We start from the raw sequence: 16,969 nt of genomic DNA on the forward strand, positions 1-16,969 counted from the left end.
GGTTAAGCGACTAAGCGTACACGGTGGATGCCTAGGCAATCAGAGGCGATGAAGGACGTGCTAATCTGCGAAAAGCGTCGGTAAGGTGATATGAACCGCTATAACCGACGATGTCCGAATGGGGAAACCCAGTGCAATTCGTTGCACTATCGTTTGATGAATCCATAGTCAAACGAGGCGAACCGAGGGAACTGAAACATCTCAGTACCTCGAGGAAAAGAAATCAACCGAGATTCCCCTAGTAGCGGCGAGCGAACGGGGAGCAGCCCAGAGTCTTAATCAGCATCAGCATCAGGAGAACGGTCTGGAAAGTCCGGCAGTAAAGGGTGATAGCCCCGTATCCGAAGGTGTTGGTGTTGTGAACTCGACGAGTAGGGCGGGACACGTGTTATCCTGTCTGAATATGGGGGGACCATCCTCCAAGGCTAAATACTCCTGATTGACCGATAGTGAACCAGTACCGTGAGGGAAAGGCGAAAAGAACCCCGGCGAGGGGAGTGAAATAGAACCTGAAACCGTGTACGTACAAGCAGTGGGAGCACCTTTTAGGTGTGACTGCGTACCTTTTGTATAATGGGTCAGCGACTTATATTCTGTAGCAAGGTTAACCGTATAGGGGAGCCGTAGGGAAACCGAGTCTTAACTGGGCGAATAAGTTGCAGGGTATAGACCCGAAACCCGGTGATCTAGCCATGGGCAGGTTGAAGGTTGGGTAACACTAACTGGAGGACCGAACCGACTAATGTTGAAAAATTAGCGGATGACTTGTGGCTGGGGGTGAAAGGCCAATCAAACCGGGAGATAGCTGGTTCTCCCCGAAAGCTATTTAGGTAGCGCCTCGTGAACTCATCTTCGGGGGTAGAGCACTGTTTCGGCTAGGGGGTCATCCCGACTTACCAACCCGATGCAAACTACGAATACCGAAGAATGTTATCACGGGAGACACACGGCGGGTGCTAACGTTCGTCGTGAAGAGGGAAACAACCCAGACCGCCAGCTAAGGTCCCAAAGTCATGGTTAAGTGGGAAACGAAGTGGGAAGGCTCAGACAGCCAGGATGTTGGCTTAGAAGCAGCCATCATTTAAAGAAAGCGTAATAGCTCACTGGTCGAGTCGGCCTGCGCGGAAGATGTAACGGGGCTAAACCATGCACCGAAGCTGCGGCAGCGACATTTAGATGTTGTTGGGTAGGGGAGCGTTCTGTAAGCCTGTGAAGGTGTGCTGTGAGGCATGCTGGAGGTATCAGAAGTGCGAATGCTGACATAAGTAACGATAATGCGGGTGAAAAACCCGCACGCCGGAAGACCAAGGGTTCCTGTCCAACGTTAATCGGGGCAGGGTGAGTCGACCCCTAAGGCGAGGCAGAAATGCGTAGTCGATGGGAAACAGGTTAATATTCCTGTACTGGTGATAATTGCGATGGGGGGACGGAGAAGGCTAGGCTGGCCGGGCGACGGTTGTCCCGGTTTAAGGATGTAGGCAGGTGAATTAGGCAAATCCGGTTCACTACATGCTGAGGTCTGATGACGAGTCACTACGGTGGCGAAGTAGCTCATGCCCCGCTTCCAGGAAAAGCCTCTAAGCTCTAGATTATCATTAATCGTACCCCAAACCGACACAGGTGGTCAGGTAGAGAATACTCAGGCGCTTGAGAGAACTCGGGTGAAGGAACTAGGCAAAATGGTGCCGTAACTTCGGGAGAAGGCACGCTGGCGCTAGGTGAAGTCCCTCGCGGATGGAGCTGAAGCCAGTCGCAGATACCAGCTGGCTGCAACTGTTTATTAAAAACACAGCACTGTGCAAACACGAAAGTGGACGTATACGGTGTGACGCCTGCCCGGTGCTGGAAGGTTAATTGATGGGGTTATCCGTAAGGAGAAGCTCTTGATCGAAGCCCCAGTAAACGGCGGCCGTAACTATAACGGTCCTAAGGTAGCGAAATTCCTTGTCGGGTAAGTTCCGACCTGCACGAATGGCGTAATGATGGCCAGGCTGTCTCCACCCGAGACTCAGTGAAATTGAACTCGCTGTGAAGATGCAGTGTACCCGCGGCAAGACGGAAAGACCCCGTGAACCTTTACTATAGCTTGACACTGAACATTGAGCCTTGATGTGTAGGATAGGTGGGAGGCTTTGAAGTGTGGACGCCAGTCTGCATGGAGCCAACCTTGAAATACCACCCTTTAATGTTTGATGTTCTAACGTGGCCCCATCATCTGGGGTGCGGACAGTGTCTGGTGGGTAGTTTGACTGGGGCGGTCTCCTCCCAAAGAGTAACGGAGGAGCACGAAGGTTGGCTAAGCATGGTCGGACATCATGCGGTTAGTGCAAAGGCATAAGCCAGCTTGACTGCGAGAGTGACGGCTCGAGCAGGTACGAAAGTAGGTCTTAGTGATCCGGTGGTTCTGAATGGAAGGGCCATCGCTCAACGGATAAAAGGTACTCCGGGGATAACAGGCTGATACCGCCCAAGAGTTCATATCGACGGCGGTGTTTGGCACCTCGATGTCGGCTCATCACATCCTGGGGCTGAAGTAGGTCCCAAGGGTATGGCTGTTCGCCATTTAAAGTGGTACGCGAGCTGGGTTTAGAACGTCGTGAGACAGTTCGGTCCCTATCTGCCGTGGGCGTTGGAAGATTGAAAGGGGCTGCTCCTAGTACGAGAGGACCGGAGTGGACGCACCACTGGTGTTCGGGTTGTCATGCCAATGGCATTGCCCGGTAGCTAAGTGCGGAAGAGATAACCGCTGAAAGCATCTAAGCGGGAAACTTGCCTTGAGATGAGTCTTCCCTGACTCTTTAAGGGTCCTAAAGGAACGTTTAAGACTAAGACGTTGATAGGCTGGGTGTGTAAGCGTAGCGATACGTTGAGCTAACCAGTACTAATGAACCGTGAGGCTTAACCTGACAACACCGAAGGTGTTTTAGAGAGAACGTTGTGAAGCGCACACAGAGTGCGAGAAATTAGCTTGTTCAAGATTGCTGTTCTGGTTGGTGCAAGCCAACGGGAACAAAAACCGAATTTGTCTGGCGGCAATAGCGCGGTGGTCCCACCTGACCCCATGCCGAACTCAGCAGTGAAACGCCGTAGCGCCGATGGTAGTGTGGGGTCTCCCCATGTGAGAGTAGGGAACTGCCAGACATTAAATTAAAGACTTATTGCGAAGCGATAAGCAGCCGTTAGGCGAAAGAATAGTGGAGCGGTAGTTCAGTTGGTTAGAATACCTGCCTGTCACGCAGGGGGTCGCGGGTTCGAGTCCCGTCCGTTCCGCCACTTAATTTAGGGGCGTAGTTCAATTGGTAGAGCACCGGTCTCCAAAACCGGGTGTTGGGAGTTCGAGCCTCTCCGCCCCTGCCAGTTACCAATTAAGTAAAAATAAAAGAAGTATCTTATTGATAACCCGATTATTTTAATCGGGTTTTTCTTTATCTAACCTACAGACACATCACCATCTCCCACCGAGCAGACATCCCACTTGTATTACCCTTTGATAATGCAGTCAATGACTCAATTTTGGGATTAAAGAGAACACTATCACTCTTTGATCAAATTGAGTAATAGAGTGCGTATATAAGCAGTTACACCCTACCTCAATGCTAAAATGCCTAAAAGTGACTTTTGGGTTGTATTAATATCCCCTAACACGCTGAATGAACTTAAAGATTAAATGTAGCTTATTAACGGAATATCATTGTGACGTTAAACGGCGCAGTTATTACTGTCATTGATAGCTCAATTTAGACCTATCAGTGTTGTTAGGTTTTAATGGGAACGGCTTTCTATCGATTTTTCTCTTTCTGCTTACATGCTAAGAAGGTTTGATTGTTTTAATCTATCTGGCATGAAGACTTGGTTTTTGTTTGCCTACCTATATACCTTTCGATTGTGACTTCGTTTAAGCCAATATGACTAATGCCATGACTTTAAAGAAGCGTGCCAAGTGATGTGATGATGTTTATATATTGCATGTTTAGGACATTGCCGTCGCTCACCCAAGCCGGTAAATACCCCATAAAATTTAATAGCATTAATTTTGGGCGATAGGGGTATTATCAAATATCACCATTTTTTATTGGCAGGGAATGATAACTTATTTAGATATCAATAAAATGGGATAGCTCTTTGATGTGCCTGTGACTTTCGAGCAAATTAACATTATTGAAAAACTAGACGCTCGATAAAACAATCGAGCGTCATGGCGTGATGAGCTTATTTTATGGGATTAATTGAGCATTCTTAATAGGGGTTTTTATTAGTTGATTAATCAATGCTTGTTGATCGTTCTTCTGTAGCCAAACAGCGTAGAGTGGTTTTGTCATTGGACTTTCTGAGAGTGTTTTTAGCCCAGGGTACTGGATACTCCAGTGAGAAGGTAAAAACGCAGCAGAAAGTGATACAGAGAGTAATTGACGGGCTATATGCGCTGATGTCGTTATCATGACAGGTGAGTCATCAGGCGTTAAAGCTGAATCATTTTGAGGATGGAAATCGGCTCCCCACTCTAATTTGATATAATTATAATTTGTTAGCGCAATATTTTTTTGTGAAGCCATTAGCTGAAGTTCAATCGTACCAATAATGGTGCTTTCAAACTCATCCATTTTCGGTGGCTCCGTTGCTATCAGCAAATCGAGTTCTCTGGAGTGTAGTTGCTTGACGAGTGATTGACGCGTTGATACTCGCGCTTCTAATCGTAGCTCATCATGCTGTTCATATAATGCTTGTACCCAGTCCGTCAGATAGCCTTCCCACAGTGATGCGGTCGCTCCAATTGATAGTTCAGTATGCTGTGATGCATGTGAGATCTCTTTTTTAGCCTGTAACCATGTATTCATCAACGATTCTGCATAGGGGACTAAGCGCTCCCCCGCGGCCGTTAATCGAATGTTATTACGATGCCGAGTAAATAGGTTTGTGCCTAGTTGTGTTTCAAGTTGTCTGATACGAAAGCTAACAGCAGATTGTGTTAAATATAGTGATTCTGCGGCTCGGCCGAAGTGTCTGGTTCTACTGACTTCCAAAAAAGTTTTTAATAACTCAGTATCCACATACATCTCCAATAATTTTTGTCGTGATGATTTAAATGTTTTGTTTTACAGATTGTCAATGCTGTCTAATACTCCGCGCCATAAAGAGTTGACAGTAATAAGTTAGGAGTGTGTCAGATGGCAGAAAGCTTCATCACGACTAATCGTTTTTTTGATAATAAACATTACCCACGTGGCTTTTCTCGTCATGGTGATTTCACCATCAAGGAAGCTCAGTTACTCGAACGTCACGGTCAAGCTTTTTCTGAGCTTGATTCTGGCAAACGCGCTGCACAGACTGATGAAGAAAAACTGTTCGTTGCAGTTTGCCGTGGCGAAAGGGAACCAGTAACTCCTGAAGAAAAGGTGTGGGCGAAATATTCTAGCCGTATAAATCGTCCAAAACGCTTTCATACTCTCTCTGGCGGTAAACCTCAGATAGACCCTTCAGATGACTATACAGATACAGATGATTAATATCATCAATATATTTACAGAGGGGCTTTAGGCCCCTTAGTTTATTTATCGGATATTAGTATGACTTATCGACCATGTTATTCTTGCAAATGTGTGCTTATCTAATCGCATATCGTCATCATTTCATGCATTCTGTACCTATCCACTGAAAATTGTTAGGTTCTCTGTTTTATTTTTCTGTCTTTAACTCTCTCCCAGCCAGTCAGCTTACTTGTTTTTGCAAATGAAGCAATAACTTATCCATCGCTCGGTAACCTAATGCTTCGAGAAGATGCGGTTTTTCAATATTGTCTGTATTTTGTAAATCAGCAATGGTACGAGCAACCCTTAAGATCTTATGCCAAGCCCTGATAGATAATCCGAGCTTATTTAAAGCCTGCTCTAAAAAAAAGGCATCCTTGGTATTGAGCTGACAGAGTGCGGTGGTTTCTTTCTCGGTTAACTGGCTGTTTAATTTCCCTATTCTTTTCATTTGAATGTTTCTTGCAAGTAGGACCCTAGAGCGTATTTGTTCGCTATTTTCACTGTGAGAGGATGGGTGGCTTAGCGTGCCTAGAGGTAGTAATGGAATCTCTATTGAAAGATCAAATCGATCAAGAAAAGGGCCTGAAATACGTGAGAGATAGCGTAAAATTTTAGTTGGAGAGCTGCGGCAAAAGTTTCCTTGATATTGACCTGTAGGGCTTGGATTTAAGGCAGCAATGAGTTGAAAGTTAGCAGGGAAAGAGACTTTTGCTTTAGCACGAGAAATAATGATTTGCCTTGATTCTAGCGGCTCACGTAATGCATCAAGTACAGTGCGGCTAAATTCCGGTAATTCATCTAGAAACAAAATCCCATTATGCGCTAGGGATATCTCCCCCGGCTTCGGTAAGCTTCCTCCGCCAATAAGTGCTGCCATTGAGGCACTATGATGAGGCGCTCTAAATGGCCGAGGAGGCCAATCATAACTTAAGTGAGTGGATTGACATAGACTATGTATTGAAGCGACTTCTAACGCTTCCTGTGGCGTTAGAGTGGGTAAAAGCGTCTTGAGTCTGCTTGCTAACATTGTTTTTCCAGTACCAGGAGGGCCTAATAAGAGTAAATTATGTCCACCACTGGCACAGATCTCTAATGCTCTTTTTCCTTGTTCTTGCCCAATGATATCGCTGATGTTGTCATTACAATTGAGTGATGCAGGGATGTTAGTTGGATGGAAATTACGTGGTAAGGCGGTCTTTTCATATAAAAAATGGCAAAGTTCTAATAGTGTTCCTGCAAACATAACGCTGTTATCAGGGAGTAAGTTCAGCTGTTGTGGATTTTCCGCTGCAAGAATGAGCTGTCTTTTTTTTGTTAATGCAGCCAAAGCGGCAGGAATAGCGCCATTAACATGACGAATTTGGCCAGATAAAGCAAGTTCGCCGAGAAATTCATATTGATGAAGTATCTTAGCGGGGACTTGGCCTGAAGAAACTAAGATAGCAATGGCTATCGCTAGATCATAACGCCCCCCTTCTTTAGGGAGATCGGCAGGGGCCAAGTTAATTGTCATTTTTTTGGTTGGATATTCAAAGCCGCTGTTTATTAGAGCGCTTCGTACCCTATCTCTAGATTCTTTAACAGCGGTTTCTGGCAGACCGACAAGCGTTAAGCCTGGAAGTCCATTACTAATATGGGCTTCAACAGTCACAAGTGGGGCATCCATTCCTATCGAGGCTCTGGTGTAGACAATCGCTAGTGCCATATTTTCTCCCTTTTAGTAAACAGAGTAATATTCTGTTTAACAAAAAGGCTGTGCAATAGCATGTTTTAATGTTGAGAAGCCGTTTGGAAAGCAGATTAGAAAATATTTAGCAATCATCATTTTCTTGCGAAGATGTTCACAAAATTATTATTTATCATGGTATTGGGTTTTATTTATAAATAATCATTAAGTATTACTTTAGATAATTGTTATTGAAAAGTGATATATGAAATAAATTTAATATCTTCAATGTTAGGTTTAGATAATGGAATATCAGACTAATTATTCAACCAGAACAATATGTATTTGCTATATATGTAGCGAAATACTAGATAATCATGCTGAATATTGTGTAGTGCTATGTTTTTAAAGTAAATTTATTTTTTAATAGGAAAAAAAGAAAATAAAAGTTGTCAAAGTAATTTTAACATGATAACTCTTTAATATAGATAACGAATAACAGTGAAAGAAAAAAACAGATGAACGCATTTTTCCGAGTGATTAGCCTAATTATTATCAGCGTGGTGGTGATTATTATCCCACCGTGCGGGGCTGCACTTGGACGACGAAGGCTAAATTAGTAGCCAGATCTCACGAGAACCCCGCACCGAAAGGCGCGGGGTTTTTTTTGACATAAAAGTTTACCAACATCATTCAACCTAAAAAAACAAAATAAATACAAATAGATAAAGCAAATGGAAGACAGGAGAGAAGCATGAATGGGGCACAATGGTTAGTTCAAGCATTAAGAACTCAAGGGGTTGAAACCGTGTTTGGTTACCCTGGTGGTGCGATTATGCCAGTGTATGATGCATTGTATGATGGCGGCGTTGAGCATCTGTTATGCCGCCATGAGCAAGGCGCTGTGATTGCGGCGATTGGTTATGCGCGATCAACCTCGAAAACGGGAGTATGTATTGCGACATCTGGGCCGGGTGCCACAAACTTAATTACAGGATTAGCCGATGCGTTGTTAGATTCAGTTCCTGTTGTTGCCATTACAGGGCAGGTGAGCTCTGAATTTATTGGTACGGATGCTTTTCAGGAAATTGATGTTTTAGGGTTATCGCTTGCCTGTACTAAGCACAGTTTTTTAGTGGAATCTCTTGAAGACCTGCCTCGTATTGTTGCTGAAGCTTTCGCAATCGCAAATAGTGGTCGTCCAGGACCTGTACTGATTGATATTCCGAAAGATATTCAACTACAGCAGGCCGACCTAGCACCATTTTTAATGCCTGTTGAACAGGATTTGCCTATCCAAACTGATGAAGTACAGCAAGCAAGAGCGTTACTCCAACAGTCGCAAAAGCCGATGTTATACATTGGTGGCGGTGTTGGTATGTCGGGAGCGGTTGCCGAGTTAAGACAATTTATTGCGTGCACAGGCATCCCTTCTGTGGCGACGTTAAAAGGGTTGGGGGCTGTAGCGGCGACGGAGCCTTATTATCTTGGCATGTTAGGTATGCATGGAACGAAAGCCGCTAACCTAGCGGTACAACGTTGCGATTTATTGATTGCGGTTGGTGCGCGTTTTGATGATCGTGTGACGGGCAAATTAAATACATTCGCTCCGGATGCCAAAGTCATACATATCGATATTGACCATGTTGAGCTTGATAAATTGCGTCAAACGCATGTGGCTTTGTTAGGTGATGCCAAACAGCTATTACCTGAATTGACGATGGAAAAAAATATTTCGTCATGGCAGGAAGAGGTGCAGCAGTTAAAACACGAATTCAGTTGGCGCTATGACCATCCTGGCGAAGCTATTTATGCCCCTTTGCTGTTAAAGCAACTTTCCGATCGTATGGGGCCTAATACAGTTGTCACAACGGATGTTGGGCAGCACCAAATGTGGTCAGCTCAGCATTTAGAGTTTGATGCCCCTGAAAACTTTATAACTTCAAGTGGTCTGGGAACCATGGGCTTTGGTATTCCTGCGGCAATCGGTGCTCAGGTTGCTCGTCCTGAAGATACCGTGATCTGTGTTTCTGGAGATGGCTCGTTCATGATGAACGTTCAAGAGTTGGGAACCATTAAGCGTAAACAGTTACCGGTTAAAATTTTATTGTTAGATAACCAACGTTTAGGCATGGTTCGTCAGTGGCAAGAGCTGTTTTTTGAGCAACGTTATAGTGAAACTATTTTAACGGATAACCCTGATTTTGTCGCTTTGGCGCGGGCTTTTGATATTCCTGGACGCCGTATCACTGCAAAATCGGAAGTCGATGCTGCGCTAGATGAATTACTTAATAGTGAAGGCGCTTACATCTTGCAGGTTTCAATAAATGAATTAGAAAACGTCTGGCCGCTGGTTCCACCAGGGGCGAGTAATGAAAAAATGATGGAGAAACCGTTATGATGCAACATCAACTCGCAATACAAGCCCGTTTCCGTCCTGAGGTTTTAGAGCGTATATTACGGGTGACTCGCCATCGTGGATTCCAAATCAGTTCAATGACTATGGATCACATGCCAGATGGTGATAATGTAAATATTGAAATGACTGTGAATAGCCAGAGGCCACTCACCCAGCTATATGCACAGTTAACTAAGTTGTCTGATGTTTCAGAAGTTGAAATAAGAGAACAAGAATCACGACTATTACGCACTCAGAGTGCAATGTAAGGAATAAATACAATGACTAAGAAAGCTGACTATATTTGGTTTAACGGTGAAATGACGCCATGGGCTGATGCTAAGGTACACGTTATGTCTCATGCTCTGCATTATGGAACATCGGTATTTGAAGGCGTCCGTTGCTATGACTCTCACAAAGGGCCAGTTGTATTCCGCCATAGAGAACACATGCAACGTTTGCGTGATTCCGCAAAAATCTACCGTATGCCTGTCAGCTATAGCGTAGATGAGTTAATGGAAGCTTGCCGTGCCACTCTGCGTAAAAACAACTTAGTCAGTGCATATATTCGTCCACTCGTTTTTATCGGTGATGTTGGCATGGGAGTGAACCCACCGGACGGTTATAAAACAGATGTCATCATGGCTGCTTTCCCATGGGGAGCGTATTTAGGGGAAGAAGCATTAGACCAAGGTATTGATGCAATGGTCTCTTCTTGGAATCGTGTGGCACCAAATACTATCCCAACAGGTGCAAAAGCTGGCGGTAACTATCTGTCATCGCTGTTAGTAGGGAGTGAGGCTCGCCGTCATGGCTACCAAGAAGGTATCGCGTTAGACGTTCATGGTTATCTATCTGAAGGTGCGGGCGAAAACATCTTTGAAGTGAAAGATGGTATTTTATTTACTCCTCCATTTACTTCTTCTGCTCTACCGGGGATCACTCGTGACGCTATTTTAACCCTAGCAAAAGACATGGGGATTGAGGTGCGTGAGCAAACATTATCACGTGAGTCACTTTATCTTGCTGATGAAGTCTTTATGACAGGAACCGCAGCGGAAATTACCCCAGTACGTAGCGTTGACGGTATCCAAGTCGGCATTGGCCGTTGTGGCCCTGTGACGAAAAAGATCCAGCAAGCATTCTTTGGCTTGTTTGATGGGTCGACGGAAGATAAATGGGGTTGGTTAGATCCAGTAAACCCTTAATAACAAATATAAACAGACTTACAGGCGGTCGTTCCCCGCCTGTTTTAAAACACGGGAGTAAAGATATGCCTAAGTACCGTTCAGCAACAACCACTCATGGCCGTAATATGGCAGGCGCTCGTGCATTATGGCGTGCCACCGGTATGACGGATGCTGATTTTGGAAAACCAATTATTGCAGTGGTTAACTCATTTACTCAATTTGTTCCAGGGCACGTTCATTTGCGCGACCTAGGGAAGCTGGTTGCTGAGCAAATTGAAGCTGCGGGTGGTGTTGCGAAAGAGTTTAATACGATTGCCGTTGATGATGGTATCGCTATGGGGCATGGCGGGATGCTTTATTCCTTACCTTCCCGTGAGTTAATTGCAGATTCTGTTGAATATATGGTGAATGCGCACTGTGCAGATGCCATGGTTTGTATCTCCAACTGTGACAAAATCACACCGGGCATGTTAATGGCGTCATTACGTTTGAATATTCCGGTGATATTTGTTTCAGGTGGCCCAATGGAAGCGGGTAAAACGAAGCTTTCAGATCAAATCATTAAGTTGGACTTGGTCGATGCGATGATCCAAGGTGCTAACCCTAATGTCAGTGATGCGGATAGTGAACAAATTGAACGTTCGGCTTGCCCAACGTGTGGATCTTGCTCGGGAATGTTCACCGCTAACTCGATGAACTGTTTAACAGAAGCGCTTGGCTTATCACAACCCGGAAATGGATCCTTATTAGCCACTCATGCTGACCGTAAAACCCTTTTCATTAATGCGGGTAAACGCATTGTCGAACTGACAAAACGCTATTATGAGCAGAATGATGAAAGTGCATTACCACGTAATATCGCCAACAAAGCCGCGTTTGAAAATGCGATGACACTGGATATTGCGATGGGGGGATCGACAAATACCGTATTGCACTTGCTTGCTGCCGCGCAAGAAGCAGAGGTTGATTTTACCATGGCGGATATTGATCGTTTGTCACGTCAAGTTCCGCACTTATGTAAAGTCGCGCCGAGCACCCAGAAATACCATATGGAAGACGTTCACCGTGCTGGTGGTGTGATTGGTATTTTAGGTGAGTTGAGCCGAGCAGGTTTATTACAAGAAAATGTGAAAAATATTCTGGGGCTGACTTTTAAACAGACGCTTGAGCAATACGACGTCATGTTGACGAAAGATGAGTCAGTTAAATCGATGTTTTTAGCGGGGCCTGCGGGTATTCGCACAACACAAGCATTCTCGCAAAGTTGCCGTTGGCCTTCCTTGGATACTGACCGTAAAAATGGGTGTATTCGTAATATTGAACATGCTTATAGCTTAGATGGCGGATTAGCGGTATTAGCCGGTAATATCGCCGAAGATGGTTGCATTGTAAAAACTGCGGGTGTTGATGAAGGAAGTTTAACGTTCCGAGGCCCCGCTAAAGTGTATGAGAGCCAAGATGATGCTGTTGAAGCGATACTTGGTGGCAAGGTTGTTGAAGGTGATGTGGTCGTTATTCGTTATGAAGGCCCGAAAGGCGGCCCAGGCATGCAAGAGATGCTCTATCCGACGTCATACCTTAAATCGATGGGATTAGGTAAGGCCTGTGCACTGATTACAGACGGTCGTTTCTCTGGGGGAAGTTCTGGGTTATCGATCGGTCATATTTCACCGGAAGCAGCAAGTGGTGGTTTGTTAGCCTTAGTACAGAATGGTGACATCATTGATATTGATATTCCAAAGAGAACCATTGCTTTGGATGTGAGTGAAGATGAGCTAAATAAACGCCGTGATGCGGAATTAGCGCGAGGTGATAAAGCTTATACACCACGTGATCGTCAGCGTGAAGTCTCTTTTGCTTTACGTGCCTATGCATCTCTTGCAACCAGTGCAGATAAGGGCGCTGTACGCGATAAGTCTAAGTTGGGAGGCTAACGGTGGCAGCTGCAAAACCATTACCATCAGCCCCAACGAGTGCTGATTATCTAAAAGCGGCGCTGAGTGCGCCGGTTTATGAAGTCGCTCAAGTTACGCCATTGCAAGAAATGAGCAAAGTCTCGGCTCGTATGGGAAATACGATCCTCGTTAAACGTGAAGATAGGCAGCCTGTGCATAGTTTTAAGTTGCGCGGTGCTTACGCCATGATTGCAGGGTTGACCGACGAGCAAAAAGCGAAAGGTGTCGTGACCGCTTCTGCGGGAAACCATGCTCAAGGGGTGGCCTTATCGGCGAGCCGTGTTGGTGTGAAAGCAAAAATTGTGATGCCTGTTGCGACAGCGGATATCAAAGTTGATGCAGTACGTAACTTTGGGGGCGAGGCCATTTTGCATGGCGCTAATTTTGATGAGGCGAAAGCAAAAGCCATTGAGATGGCAACTCAAGAGGGCTATACCTTTGTTCCTCCTTTCGATCATCCCGCGGTCATTGCAGGTCAAGCAACGATTGCATTAGAGCTACTGCAACAAGATGTGCATCTTGACCGAATTTTTATACCTGTTGGTGGTGGTGGCCTAATCGCGGGTGTGGCGGTTTTAATCAAACAATTAATGCCAGAAATTAAAATCATCGGCGTTGAAGCAGAAGATGCTGCCTGTTTAAAAGCAGCGCTAGAGGCTGGCCATCCGGTTGACTTACCTCGAGTTGGTTTATTTGCAGAAGGTGTGGCAGTAAAACGTATTGGGGATGAAACATTTCGTCTCTGCCAACAATATGTCGATGATGTGATCACGGTAGATAGCGATGCGATCTGTGCAGCCTTGAAAGATATTTTTGAAGACGTACGTGCTATTGCCGAACCATCCGGTGCATTGGCGCTGGCGGGCCTGAAAAAATATGTGCAACAGCATAATATTAAAGGCGAACGTTTAGCGCATATTTTGTCTGGCGCCAATATGAACTTTCATGGGCTACGTTATGTGTCTGAGCGCTGTGAAATTGGTGAACAGCGGGAAGCACTACTTGCCGTTACGATCCCTGAACAAAAAGGTAGCTTTTTACGTTTTTGTCAGTTGCTAGGTCATCGGTCTATCACGGAGTTCAACTATCGTTATACCGATGCAGATCCTGACCGCGCGTGTATTTTTGTCGGGGTAAGACTTAATGGCGGGGAAAGTGAGCGAATTGAAATAATTCAGGAGCTACAACAGAACGGCTATGAAGTGGCTGACCTTTCCGATGATGAAATGGCAAAATTACATGTCCGCTATATGATTGGTGGTCGCCCATCGAAACCATTGGAAGAGCGCCTCTATAGTTTCGAGTTTCCTGAGTCACCCGGGGCACTGTTGAAATTCTTAGAGACGTTAGGTACCTATTGGAATATTACACTGTTCCATTATCGGAGTCATGGCACTGACTACGGGCGTGTGTTAGCCGCGTTTGAGTTATCTGGACCAGAAGTTCGCTTTGATAGGCACCTTGATGCATTAGGCTATGAATATCATGATGAAACGGGGAATCCCTCTTTCCGTTTCTTTTTAGCGCCCCAACGTCTTCCTCAAACATTAGATTAAGCTTTCTGGGAGTAATTGCCAGAATGATTTGATTAAGGGTTCGCTAAGGCGTTTGCTAAGTGAGCAAACGCCTAGTTCAAAAGGCTCCACTAGCGAAATATTATCTAATTGTAATATACGACTACGTACCGGTTCTGGGCTGTTATCAACCACGACGCTCGGAATCAAAGCGATACCACAACCAAGCGCGACCATTGAGACGATTGCTTCATGCCCAGAGACGGTTGCATAGATCACGGGGTTATTGATGTGGTGGCGACGGAACCATAGTTCGATACGTTTTCTTGAGGGGCCGTGTTCAGGCAGGATAAAAGGAATGGCAGACCAATCAGGTTGTGGTTCTGTCGCCATGGTGCGTACCGCACAAGGCAATGCCGGAGCAATCAGAACCAATGGAATTTCACCAATTTTAGTAAATTTTACATTATCAGGAAGGCGTTCCGGTTTACCGGCAATCCCTAAGTCCGCTTCTTTGGTTTCGACTTTATCGACGGCATCGGCAGCATCCCCTGTGGTGAGTTTTATTTCAACGAGTGGGTGAAGGGCTCGGAATTTATCTAAAACCTGTGGTAAATGGCTGTAGGCGGCTGTTACTGAACAAAAAAGGCGTAGCTCACCCGTGAGAGAGGGGCTTTGTTGATTGAGAACATGTTGCAGTTGTTGATATTGCAATAAGGTTTGTTGAGCAAATTGTTTTAAATGCTCTCCAGCTTGCGTCAGTTTTACCGAACGATTATCACGAATAAATAGCGGATGCCCTAGCTGTTCTTCTAAGCGTTGAATTTGTCTCGATAAGGTTGAGGGGCTGACATACATTGCTTTAGAGGTTCGACCGAAATGGCAGCTTTCTGCTAAATGAAGAAATAGCTTTAAATCACGAATATCCATTTTTGTATTAGCCTCAGATTCAATAAATATGACGTTGCAAAATATGCAACATTGTATTGTTAATATATCAATTTAAGCAATGCAAATCATCGCATATAGTAAAACCATAACCGCTTAATAAAAGCGACGGGCCAAGGGCCTGACATAACGAACACAACAGAACAATGGAGTAAGACAATGGCGAATTATTTTAATACTTTGAATCTGCGTCAGCAGTTGGAACAATTAGGCAAGTGTCGTTTCATGAAGCGCGAAGAGTTTGCTGATGAAGCAGGATACTTAAAAGGTAAAAAAATCGTCATCGTCGGTTGTGGTGCTCAAGGCCTAAACCAAGGCTTGAATATGCGTGACTCGGGCTTAGATATTGCTTACGCACTGCGCGCTGAAGCTATCGCTGAGAAGCGTGCATCATGGCGCAAAGCGACAGAAAATGGTTTCAAAGTGGGCACTTATGAAGAGTTGATCCCAGAAGCTGACTTAGTGATTAACTTAACGCCAGACAAACAGCACTCAACCGTTGTTCGTGCTGTTCAACCAATGATGAAACAAGGCGCGGCTTTAGGTTATTCGCACGGTTTTAACATTGTCGAAGTTGGCGAAGAAATTCGTAAAGATATTACTGTTGTGATGGTAGCACCGAAGTGCCCTGGTACTGAAGTACGTGAAGAATACAAACGTGGCTTTGGTGTTCCAACGCTGATTGCGGTTCATCCTGAAAATGATCCGAAAGGTGAAGGAATGGCAATTGCTAAAGCTTGGGCTGCTGCAACGGGAGGTCATCGCGCTGGGGTATTAGAATCTTCATTTGTTGCTGAAGTTAAGTCTGACCTGATGGGCGAGCAAACTATCCTGTGCGGTATGTTGCAAGCTGGTGCTTTGCTGTCTTACGACAAAATGGTTGCTGATGGTGTTGAGCCAGGCTATGCAGGCAAATTGATTCAGTTTGGTTGGGAAACCATTACCGAAGCCTTGAAACAAGGTGGTATCACGCTGATGATGGATCGCCTGTCTAACCCAGCTAAACTGCGTGCATTTGCTCTGTCAGAACAATTGAAAACCATCATGGCGCCTTTATTCCAAAAACATATGGATGACATTATCTCAGGCGAATTCTCAGCAACTATGATGGCTGACTGGGCTAATGATGATAAAAACCTACTGGCTTGGCGTGAAGAAACAGGTAAAACAGCGTTTGAAAATTACCCAGAATATACTGGTAAGATTTCGGAGCAAGAGTATTTCGACCATGGCGTTCTGTTAGTTGCAATGGTTAAAGCAGGGGTTGAGTTAGCATTCGATACGATGTTAGAAGCGGGTATTCTTGAAGAGTCTGCTTATTACGAATCACTGCATGAATTGCCGCTGATTGCCAATACGATTGCTCGTAAGCGTTTGTATGAAATGAACGTGGTTATTTCAGATACCGCAGAATATGGTAACTACCTGTTCTCATTTGCAGCCGTTCCAATGCTGAAAGACTTTATGAGTAAACTGCAAGCCGGTGATTTAGCTAAACCTGTTGCTGATAATGGCACTGATAACGCGCAACTACGTGATGTGAATGAAGCGATTCGTAACCATCCTATCGAGAAAATCGGTAAGACATTACGTGGTTATATGACGGATATGAAGAAAATCTCTAGCGCGCAATAATCCTTACCATTCTCCGCATCAATAGATGCATTGGCTGAATGGAGGTTACCCAAGTCACATATTTAATGTATGCCCCTTGGGATAACCTCCTTTTTCGTCACTCTTCGCGTGATAGGTGCGTTGGCTTCACTCGGT

The 16,969-nt window shown here is 45.0% G+C and carries 11 protein-coding genes, 2 tRNA genes and 2 rRNA genes; 12 read left to right on the forward strand and 3 right to left on the reverse strand.

What is annotated here, in order from left to right; all coding sequences use genetic code 11:
- The 4 genes from O7C57_RS01305 to O7C57_RS01320 all read left to right on the forward strand — a co-directional run bounded on the left by O7C57_RS01305 (window position 1) and on the right by O7C57_RS01320 (window position 3,357).
- Window positions 1-2,906, forward strand: a 23S ribosomal RNA gene (locus O7C57_RS01305).
- Window positions 2,907-3,025: 119 nt separating this feature from the next.
- Window positions 3,026-3,141 (forward strand): 5S ribosomal RNA (rrf, locus tag O7C57_RS01310).
- Window positions 3,142-3,196: 55 nt separating this feature from the next.
- Window positions 3,197-3,273 (forward strand) — tRNA-Asp (locus O7C57_RS01315).
- Window positions 3,274-3,281: 8 nt separating this feature from the next.
- Window positions 3,282-3,357, forward strand: a tRNA-Trp gene (locus O7C57_RS01320).
- Window positions 3,358-4,214: 857 nt separating this feature from the next.
- Here O7C57_RS01320 and hdfR read toward each other — a convergent pair.
- Entirely contained in the window at window positions 4,215-5,054 is an 840-nt protein-coding gene (gene hdfR, locus O7C57_RS01325; protein WP_154624507.1) for an HTH-type transcriptional regulator HdfR, read from the reverse strand.
- 111 nt (window positions 5,055-5,165) lie between these two features.
- Between hdfR and O7C57_RS01330 the strand changes: the two genes are divergently transcribed.
- Window positions 5,166-5,504, forward strand: coding sequence for a DUF413 domain-containing protein (locus tag O7C57_RS01330; protein WP_004915426.1), 339 nt, complete (start codon window positions 5,166-5,168; stop codon window positions 5,502-5,504).
- A 202-nt stretch (window positions 5,505-5,706) separates the two neighbouring features.
- On the opposite strand, the gene O7C57_RS01335 is transcribed toward O7C57_RS01330, so the two are convergent.
- Window positions 5,707-7,233, reverse strand: a complete 1,527-nt coding sequence (locus tag O7C57_RS01335) for a YifB family Mg chelatase-like AAA ATPase (protein ID WP_163863298.1) — start codon at window positions 7,231-7,233, stop codon at window positions 5,707-5,709.
- Between the two features lie 479 nt (window positions 7,234-7,712).
- Between O7C57_RS01335 and ilvL the strand changes: the two genes are divergently transcribed.
- From ilvL to ilvA, 6 genes are all read left to right on the forward strand, one after another.
- Window positions 7,713-7,814 (forward strand): ilv operon leader peptide, encoded by a 102-nt coding sequence (gene ilvL, locus O7C57_RS01340; RefSeq protein ID WP_071599630.1) that lies wholly within the window; start codon window positions 7,713-7,715, stop codon window positions 7,812-7,814.
- Window positions 7,815-7,948: 134 nt separating this feature from the next.
- Window positions 7,949-9,595, forward strand: coding sequence for an acetolactate synthase 2 catalytic subunit (gene ilvG / locus O7C57_RS01345; protein WP_154623522.1), 1,647 nt, complete (start codon window positions 7,949-7,951; stop codon window positions 9,593-9,595).
- Window positions 9,592-9,861 carry an acetolactate synthase 2 small subunit gene (gene ilvM / locus O7C57_RS01350; protein ID WP_154623521.1) on the forward strand — a complete coding sequence of 90 codons (270 nt, stop codon included), beginning with the start codon at window positions 9,592-9,594 and terminating at the stop codon, window positions 9,859-9,861. Before ilvG ends, ilvM begins: the two co-directional genes overlap by 4 nt.
- Before the next feature lie 12 nt (window positions 9,862-9,873).
- Window positions 9,874-10,800 carry a branched-chain amino acid transaminase gene (locus tag O7C57_RS01355; RefSeq protein ID WP_154623520.1) on the forward strand — a complete coding sequence of 309 codons (927 nt, stop codon included), beginning with the start codon at window positions 9,874-9,876 and terminating at the stop codon, window positions 10,798-10,800.
- A gap of 65 nt (window positions 10,801-10,865) precedes the next feature.
- Window positions 10,866-12,716, forward strand: a complete 1,851-nt coding sequence (gene ilvD, locus O7C57_RS01360) for a dihydroxy-acid dehydratase (protein ID WP_154623519.1) — start codon at window positions 10,866-10,868, stop codon at window positions 12,714-12,716.
- Window positions 12,717-12,718: 2 nt separating this feature from the next.
- Window positions 12,719-14,293, forward strand: a complete 1,575-nt coding sequence (gene ilvA, locus O7C57_RS01365; protein ID WP_163863291.1) for a threonine ammonia-lyase, biosynthetic — start codon at window positions 12,719-12,721, stop codon at window positions 14,291-14,293.
- Here the strand turns inward: ilvA and ilvY are convergent.
- Window positions 14,285-15,181, reverse strand: a complete 897-nt coding sequence (gene ilvY / locus O7C57_RS01370; RefSeq protein WP_154623518.1) for an HTH-type transcriptional activator IlvY — start codon at window positions 15,179-15,181, stop codon at window positions 14,285-14,287. The two genes, ilvA and ilvY, sit on opposite strands and share 9 nt — an antisense overlap.
- Before the next feature lie 177 nt (window positions 15,182-15,358).
- Between ilvY and ilvC the strand changes: the two genes are divergently transcribed.
- Entirely contained in the window at window positions 15,359-16,834 is a 1,476-nt protein-coding gene (gene ilvC, locus O7C57_RS01375) for a ketol-acid reductoisomerase (protein ID WP_154623517.1), read from the forward strand.
- Window positions 16,835-16,969 lie beyond the last annotated feature (135 nt).

The organism is Providencia sp. 21OH12SH02B-Prov, assembly GCF_027362595.1.
GTDB classification, from domain to species: domain Bacteria; phylum Pseudomonadota; class Gammaproteobacteria; order Enterobacterales; family Enterobacteriaceae; genus Providencia; species Providencia zhejiangensis.

Excerpts from the sequence above, each read along its gene's own strand:
- O7C57_RS01335 (WP_163863298.1), bottom strand. The coding sequence starts at position 7,233 with ATGGCACTAGCGATTGTCTACACCAGAGCCTCGATAGGAATGGATGCC.
- ilvD (WP_154623519.1), top strand. The coding sequence starts at position 10,866 with ATGCCTAAGTACCGTTCAGCAACAACCACTCATGGCCGTAATATGGCA.
- ilvG (WP_154623522.1), top strand. The coding sequence starts at position 7,949 with ATGAATGGGGCACAATGGTTAGTTCAAGCATTAAGAACTCAAGGGGTT.
- O7C57_RS01355 (WP_154623520.1), top strand. The coding sequence starts at position 9,874 with ATGACTAAGAAAGCTGACTATATTTGGTTTAACGGTGAAATGACGCCA.
- ilvL (WP_071599630.1), top strand. The coding sequence starts at position 7,713 with ATGAACGCATTTTTCCGAGTGATTAGCCTAATTATTATCAGCGTGGTG.
- ilvM (WP_154623521.1), top strand. The coding sequence starts at position 9,592 with ATGATGCAACATCAACTCGCAATACAAGCCCGTTTCCGTCCTGAGGTT.
- ilvC (WP_154623517.1), top strand. The coding sequence starts at position 15,359 with ATGGCGAATTATTTTAATACTTTGAATCTGCGTCAGCAGTTGGAACAA.
- hdfR (WP_154624507.1), bottom strand. The coding sequence starts at position 5,054 with ATGTATGTGGATACTGAGTTATTAAAAACTTTTTTGGAAGTCAGTAGA.
- ilvY (WP_154623518.1), bottom strand. The coding sequence starts at position 15,181 with ATGGATATTCGTGATTTAAAGCTATTTCTTCATTTAGCAGAAAGCTGC.
- O7C57_RS01330 (WP_004915426.1), top strand. The coding sequence starts at position 5,166 with ATGGCAGAAAGCTTCATCACGACTAATCGTTTTTTTGATAATAAACAT.